We start from the raw sequence: 7555 nt of genomic DNA, 5'->3' as shown, positions 1-7555 counted from the left end.
TGGCGGGCCGACTATTTATTTTAAACGAGATGATTTACTTGGTTTAACCGCTGGTGGTAATAAGACGAGAAAGTTAGAGTTTCTAGTTGCGGATGCGCAGGCAAAGGGTGCAGATACGTTAATTACAGCTGGCGGCATTCAATCAAATCATTGCCGCCTAACACTTGCAGCTGCGGTAAAAGAAAAAATGAAATGTATTCTTGTATTAGAAGAAGGGCTTGAGCCAGAAGAGAAGCCAGATTTTAACGGAAACTATTTCTTATATCATTTACTAGGTGCTGAAAATGTCATTGTTGTACCGAACGGAGCAGATCTTATGGAAGAGATGCATAAAGTCGCGAAAGAAGTTAGTGAAAAAGGTAGTACACCATATGTAATTCCGGTCGGTGGATCAAATCCTACTGGCGCAATGGGGTACGTTGCTTGTGCGCAAGAAATTATGGCGCAATCATTTGACCAAGGAATTGATTTCAGTTCAGTCGTTTGCGTAAGTGGTAGCGGCGGTATGCATGCTGGTTTAATTACTGGTTTTGCGGGAACACAAAGTAACATTCCAGTAATCGGAATTAACGTAAGTAGAGGAAAAGCAGAGCAAGAAGAGAAAGTAGCAAAACTTGTAGATGAAACGTCAGCTCACGTTGGTATTCCAAACTTTATCCCGCGCGAAGCTGTTACATGCTTTGATGAATATGTAGGACCAGGTTATGCGTTACCAACGCCGGAAATGGTGGAAGCAGTGCAATTACTTGCGAAAACAGAAGGTATTTTACTGGATCCAGTGTATACAGGTAAAGCAGTAGCGGGACTAATCGACTTAATTAGAAAAGGTACATTAAAAAAAGAAGACAACATTTTATTCGTACATTCAGGTGGTTCACCAGCTTTATATGCGAATACGTCTTTATTTGCGTAAGTGTAAAAAGCATTGGGTATCCAATGCTTTTTTGTTATTGGCCTCTAGTTATGAGTAGTATCTGTATATTCATAATAACCGGCTGTTCAACTGGACTAGAAAGTGAAGAGCAAAGAATCGAAGTGCAAAAAAATATTGGTGATAATGAATATGAAGATTTTAAGGTAGTGACAGATAATAATGAAGTGATGCAAGTAAAGAAAATATTAAAGGATACTACTTTTGAAAATAAAAAAGTGGAAATGTCTCGTCCAGCTGATTATCATTTTGTTTTTCAATTTAAAAATCCGAAAATAGAGGTGAAAGCTGTGTTGTATCAAATTTGGATAAGCCCTAATAAGGATAAAGTGGAAATCATCTCGGGTGGTAATCGGTACGCTCAATTAGAAGAAAAAAATGCAGCTACTTTGTTTCGGATTGTTACAGGGGAAAAGTTAGCTGAGTAAACTATATTGGGTTATAGGAATTTAGTTCATATTTTTCATTTTGAGAGATAATTAGTTTTCAACAATAATAGCTATCTTTTTATGTTGGAATAAACATTGAGAATCGGATAAAATGGAAATTAGACATTGGATTCATGCTCCTTGAGGTGTGCTTTAATCTACCAACGGATAATAAAACTAGGAAATATATTGTTTTTATAGAGATTCGATGTTATGTTTAATTTTCTTAATATAATATTTCCCTTATATAGGAGTGGCTATTTGAAGAAATTAATAGTATTAGTTTTATTGGCTACATGCTGTCTCGCTATTGCAGGATGTTCTAATAATAAGGTTACAACAAAGGATGAGTCTAAAAATTCAACACCTGTAAAGATTAAACGTATCAATAAAGCGTGGTACAAACATATATAATAGTTTAAAGGATCTTGAAATTGTTGATGATAAAGATTATAAGGTGAAATTAGTTAGGCTGATAGTAAACGTTGTGAAACCTGGTGACAAGCAGGAAGCATGGTTTGCATTTAAATTAATAAAATATGCGGCATTAAAATATTCACAAAAAAGAGTCTACATGTAGGTCATTTTTTGTGGATATTTTTCATAAATAAGAGATATTCTATGCTGCCTGTCTCTAACTTGGACCTTCTAAAAATTACTTTACTAGGTTAAAATGTTTATAGAGTTTCATTCTTCAAAATGCGATGGGTCCCATAATAACTTGATTGATGTGGTCTTTTTTCGCGTTATTTACCATCTTTATATATCTTTTTATTAAAAAATCTAACTTTAATAGATTAAATGAGATAAAATCTGGTTAAAACAATGAAATTTCAAGGAAAATAAGGTACACTATTCAATGGTTTTGGTTTAAAATCAATTGACGTTAATGTATACGGGGGAAAGATTGATGAACAACAATACAGTAAATGAATCTGTTGAAGAAGTTGAGAAAAAACGGGTAAGATCCAAAAAACGTTTTACAAATTGGAAGCTTATCGCAGCAGGTGGCGGAGTACTTGCACTTCTCCTTGGGGGAATGAGCTATTATCAGGCAACTCACTTCAATTCTAATGTTACGATTAATGATACAAAAGTCGGTGGTTTAAGCGCTGATCAGGCAATACAGAAATTAAAAACATCTGGATTAGCAAACAATGTTTATATTGATCAACAACAAATTTTAGATGAAAAAGAGACAAAGACGGAACTGACGGAAAAAGATTTGCCGCAAGTTAAGAAACTATTAAAAAGCCAGTGGACATTTTTCCCTTCTTCAAAGGAAAAAGAGTATTCATTGTTATCGAAAGAAGCGGATCAGTATCGTAGTGAAACGATGAAAAAACTTGTAGAAGAAAAGCTTGTTTCCATGAATGAAAAATTAAAAGCACCTCAAGATGCTATGGCGAAGCTTGAACAAGGAAAAATTGTAATTTCGAAGAGTGTTGATGGAAAACAGTATAACGTTGAGAGTTTACTAAAAGATTATGATAAACAGAAGCATAAAAGTGAAATTCATCTAAAGTCTGCATACATACAGCCTATTAAAGAAGACGATCCGATTATTAAAAAAGAAGAGAAAGCATTACAAAATCTTCTTACGCAGTCTGTTGATTATAAAGTGCAGGATGAAGTGTATTCGTTAAAAGCGAAAGATTTAATTCAAAATGCCTCTATGTCAAAAGATATGAAGGTGACAATCGATGCGAGCGAAATTAAGAATAAGGTTGCTGAAATTAATAAGGCTAAATCTACATTACATAAAGACTTCGCTTTTAAAACACATTCTGGTTCGGTCATTTCAGTAAAAGGTCAAGGATACGGCTGGGCACTAGATGTTGAAAAAGAGACAAAACAAGTTCAACAAGCCTTTGAGAAAGGCGAAAAATCACTTTCTGCTTCTAATATTCACGGAAATGGTTGGGAGAAGGAAGGAATCGGTTATAAAACAACATCGAATAATGGCATCGGAGACACATATGCAGAAGTTTCAATTGCAGATCAACAAATTTGGATTTACAAAGAGGGTAAATTAGTCCTCACAACAAATGTAGTAACGGGTAAACATAGCACAGGTGAAGATACATCACCAGGTGTGTGGTACGTTCTATACAAACGAACACCATATACGCTAAGAGGTAGCGCAGTAGGGAAAGCTGATTATGCAGTGAAAGTAGATTACTGGGTTCCATTCACAAATAGCGGTCAAGGATTCCACGATGCCGGCTGGCGAAAAGATTGGGGAAGTAATGCTTATTTAACAGGAGGATCAGGCGGGTGTGTAAATCTTCTCCCTAACGTTGCAAAAACTGTATATGATAGTTTGAACACGTATGATCCAGTTATTGTGTACTAGAAAATAGCTACGTATTAAGAACTTAAACGAATAAATAAAGCACCTGATGGTACATGGAAAAAACACCTCTTGCATTCGCATACTAAGTGTGCAAATGCAATGGAGGTGTTTTTATTTGAAGACAAGAGTTCATTGCCTATAAGAAACAAATTGAAAAGAGATGGAGATGATAGGTATTTAAATAGTCAATAAAATTGACACTGAATATCATTTTCATTTATTATGGAATCGTCGTATGTAAATAGATATGATTTTCGTGAAAAAGTTTACTAATATAATAGATTTTTATTAAGGTGTCACATTCAAAAACTATCACTAATTTTTTCAAGAATTTAAAAGTAGGAAAGGGTAAAAGAAAATGAACTGGAAAAAAGGCGGATTATGGGTTATTATTTTTTTCGTTGTAAAAGGAACGATTTCTACACTTTTAATCGTTACAGGTGCTAAATATTTTGATTTATCATTTATGCAATTGTTCGTATTGATACTAATCTTATTAGTGATTTCTCTAATAAGTCGAAAATTGCTGTATAGACATAAACAAAACAAAAAGCAAAAAGAGCTAAATATATAAGGAAGCCCCAGAGATCTTTGGATTTCTGGGGCTGTATTGTTAACAATACAGAGGTACAACAACTGAAAGTGAAAAATGATACATTGCAAAAAGAAGGATGTCTTGAAAATAAAATAATACAAGTTTGAAGGAAAAAACCACTCACAGAATTGCACGATTTGTGAGTGGTTCTTTTGTAAATATATTTTTCAGCCAGGTTTATTTTACTTTTAGTCCTGAATGAATCTTTGTGTAATAATTTCATTCGCAGCAGGCGTATTAGCACGATTATTCATTATTGGATAGAGCGGGATTCGAAAATAAATAGATAGTAGAAAAAATCAATTTTTCATTAGCTGCCATTTAAACTTCTGTTTTTTGTAATGCTCGTTTTAATGCACCGACATATTCTTTCTCAGCCCTTTGGCTAATTTCAGCATGAGGCACTATTAATTCGAATCCGTGGTAACCACCAGGATAAACATGAAATTCCGTTGGTACTCCAGCTTGCATTAATTTATTCGCGTATTCAATTGTTTCGTCGCGGAATGGGTCTATTTCACCCACCATCGTATACGTTGGTGGAAGTCCTGTAAGGTCAGTTGCACGAGCTGGTGCAGCGTGTGGAGATACCTCTTCATCGTAAGCTGAACCTAAATACATTTTCCATCCAATAATATTAGCTTCTCTGTTCCATACTTTTGGATCCGTTATCTCAAAAGTAGAAGGTGTAATATTACGGTCATCAATCATTGGGCATAGTGGCATTTGGAATATGATTGAAGGTCCCTTTCTATCTCTTGCTAAAAGAGCAAGGGCTGCTGTAAGTCCACCGCCTGCACTCATGCCAGCAATTGCAATTCGAGAAGAATCAATCCCGATATCTTCTGCATTATCAGAAACCCACTGTAAAGCTGCATAGCAGTCTTCAAGTGGTGCAGGGAATGGATTCTCCGGTGCTAATCGATAATCAACTGAAACCACTACACAGTTGGCTTCCAATACAAATTTTTCACAAAGTCTATCATCCATTTCGGGTAATCCCACTGCATATCCACCACCGTGAATCCAGAGAACCCCTGGTAAAGCGTTTTTGTTTTTAGTTGGTTCATAAATGCGAACTCTAACTTCAGGTGCATCTTCAGGCCCAGGTATGAATCGATTGAATATGGTAATTTTATTATTCGACGTTAAATCGGTTGCACCGAAAGCTTCATTAGCCCAATTTCTATATTGTTGGAAATTTTCTGGGCTATTATCTATTGCTGGTAATACAGAAAACATTTCCCTTAATTCGGGATGAACTCTATTTTTCATAAAAAAACCCTCCCTTATTTAAAAATACAAATATTCAATCTTTATCTTAGCTACTTTTTTGCGAAACCAGTCTTAACTGCTCGTATATAATCATTCCAAGCGTGAACAGATATATCAGCATCTGGATGCATCATTTCGAACCCATGATAAGCTCCAGGATATAAATGGAATTCAACATCAACACCAGCTTCTGCAAGTTTGGTTACATAAGTTAGTGTTTCACTACGGAATGGGTCCAATTGACCAACACATGTGTAAGTGCGTGGTAAATTACGATAATCTTCTGCTCGAGCAGCGGCTGCATAGGTAGGAATCTGATCTGTTCCATGTAATTTCCCTAAATACATTTTCCAGCCAGCTTCATTTGATTTTTGATTCCAAACAAATCCTTTTTTAATTTCATTTGCAGAAGGTGTATTATTACAATCGTCAATCATTGGATAAAGTGGCATTTGGAAACAAATAGAAGGGTACTGTCGATCGCGAGCTAATAATGTTAATGCAGCTGTTAGTCCGCCCCCAGCGCTCACTCCTGCAACACCAATTCGATTCGAATCAATGTTTAATGTCTCCGCGTTATCAGCAATCCATTTTAATGCTGCATAACAATCTTCAATTGGAGCTGGATAAGGATGTTCAGGAGCTAAACGGTAATCTACAGAAACGACCATACAGTTAGCCTCTTTTGCAATTTTTACAGCAAGATCATCATTATCATTTATAGATCCCAAGATATATCCGCCACCATGTATCCACAACAGGGCAGGTAAGGATTCATTATTTGATTTTGGACGATAAATTTTTAATCGTAATGGATTCGCATCAGGTCCCTCAATGACCTCATTTGTTACAGAAAGAGTTTCATCAACAATGGTAGGTGGGAAGACTTTTGACGCTTCTTCTCTCATTGTTGGCAAACACTCTGGGCGTAAATCTTGATCTGGATACATTTCTAAGCCTGGTAATAATGCTGGGTTTACTCGGTTCTTCATTTGAAAAAACTCCTTTTTTAATTTTTTATGAAAGATAAAAGATGAAATATTATTTTAACTAATTTAATTGTGATGAAATCACCACAATTAAATTGAAGCTATAAACTAGCTATGTGTAGCAATTTATCATAAGTATTAATCGAAATCGATAAACAAAAATGTATATATGTATCAAAATGAGACATATATATCAAAATGGTTCATTTCTTAATATATAAATGATGTACATTTAAAAATTAGCATTCAGGAAGTATCCACTTTCTTAACTTTTCACATATACTTTGAGCATTATTTTCTCTTTCCGAAGGGATAAACTATCTTGAAATGGATTGAGGAGGGTGTATTATAAAAAAAGCATGTCTCTTCTTGCAATATAAAGAAGAGACATGCTTTTTCTTTTATTTTGTATATTTTGACACCTAGAAAAAATAAAACAGAATTTAATGTAATGAAGCAAAAGAATGTAGAATGTGATTAAAATTTAGGGTTTTAAAGAGTTTAATGCTAATTTCATATAAGTATCCATCCTCTGTTCTAAAGAGTATGTTCCTTCTAAAATACACCAATCTAATATAAGCCCTCTAGCAAATGTAAAAAGATACGTTGTTATTTCTTCTACACTCATATCATTTGTTAATTCTTTTTCAAGCTGTCCTTTATAAACAAAACCATTTAGAGCTTTGTAAATTAATGAAGGCTCATATATAAATGCTCTTTTGTTTAAATCATTAAGAAGATTTATATGTAACTCCAATTTAGTCGTATATTCAGCTATGCAGTGGAAGAAGTTTAAAATAGTTGTTTGCACTGTTTTATTTTGATCTATATTTTCTAATTCAGCATGTAGGTTTTCATCAATTTGTTGAAATATTTTTTTATAAATATCCTCTTTGGAAGAAAAATAATGATAAAAAGTTCCTACTGAAACATTTGCTTTTTTACAAATATCTTCAATTGTTATATTCTCAATTTTTTTTT

At 34.3% G+C, this 7555-nt stretch carries 7 protein-coding genes; 4 read left to right on the top strand and 3 right to left on the bottom strand.

All coding sequences use genetic code 11. The annotated features are described in order from the left end of the window. From MR079_RS26950 to MR079_RS26935, 4 genes are all read left to right on the top strand, one after another. Window positions 1–913 (top strand): D-cysteine desulfhydrase family protein (locus MR079_RS26950; protein WP_242294970.1); only part of this gene is annotated, 913 nt, incomplete at its 5' end. A 23-nt stretch (window positions 914–936) separates the two neighbouring features. Continuing rightward, a complete protein-coding gene (locus tag MR079_RS26945; protein ID WP_242294969.1) occupies window positions 937–1359 on the top strand; it encodes a YhfM domain-containing protein in 423 nt (140 codons plus the stop codon). A gap of 910 nt (window positions 1360–2269) precedes the next feature. Continuing rightward, on the top strand, window positions 2270–3715 hold the full coding sequence (locus tag MR079_RS26940; RefSeq protein ID WP_242294968.1) for a L,D-transpeptidase family protein: 1446 nt from the start codon (window positions 2270–2272) through the stop codon (window positions 3713–3715). A gap of 358 nt (window positions 3716–4073) precedes the next feature. Next, complete coding sequence (locus MR079_RS26935) at window positions 4074–4289, top strand: hypothetical protein (RefSeq protein ID WP_001104101.1); 216 nt, start codon at window positions 4074–4076, stop codon at window positions 4287–4289. Window positions 4290–4631: 342 nt separating this feature from the next. Here the strand turns inward: MR079_RS26935 and MR079_RS26930 are convergent, their stop codons facing one another. From MR079_RS26930 to MR079_RS26920, 3 genes are all read right to left on the bottom strand, one after another. Beyond that, window positions 4632–5585, bottom strand: a complete 954-nt coding sequence (locus tag MR079_RS26930; protein WP_139866077.1) for an alpha/beta hydrolase — start codon at window positions 5583–5585, stop codon at window positions 4632–4634. 50 nt (window positions 5586–5635) lie between these two features. Then, window positions 5636–6577 (bottom strand): alpha/beta hydrolase, encoded by a 942-nt coding sequence (locus tag MR079_RS26925; protein ID WP_242294967.1) that lies wholly within the window; start codon window positions 6575–6577, stop codon window positions 5636–5638. A 481-nt stretch (window positions 6578–7058) separates the two neighbouring features. After that, window positions 7059–7555, bottom strand: a 497-nt coding sequence (locus MR079_RS26920; RefSeq protein ID WP_242294966.1) for a TetR/AcrR family transcriptional regulator, incomplete at its 5' end; no start/stop codon positions are given.

This window comes from Bacillus cereus group sp. BfR-BA-01381 (assembly GCF_022663555.1).
In the GTDB taxonomy this organism is placed as follows: Bacteria; Bacillota; Bacilli; order Bacillales; family Bacillaceae_G; genus Bacillus_A; species Bacillus_A pacificus.
Note: the sequence above shows the minus strand (reverse complement) of the source record. Positions and strands in the feature narration are given on the sequence as shown.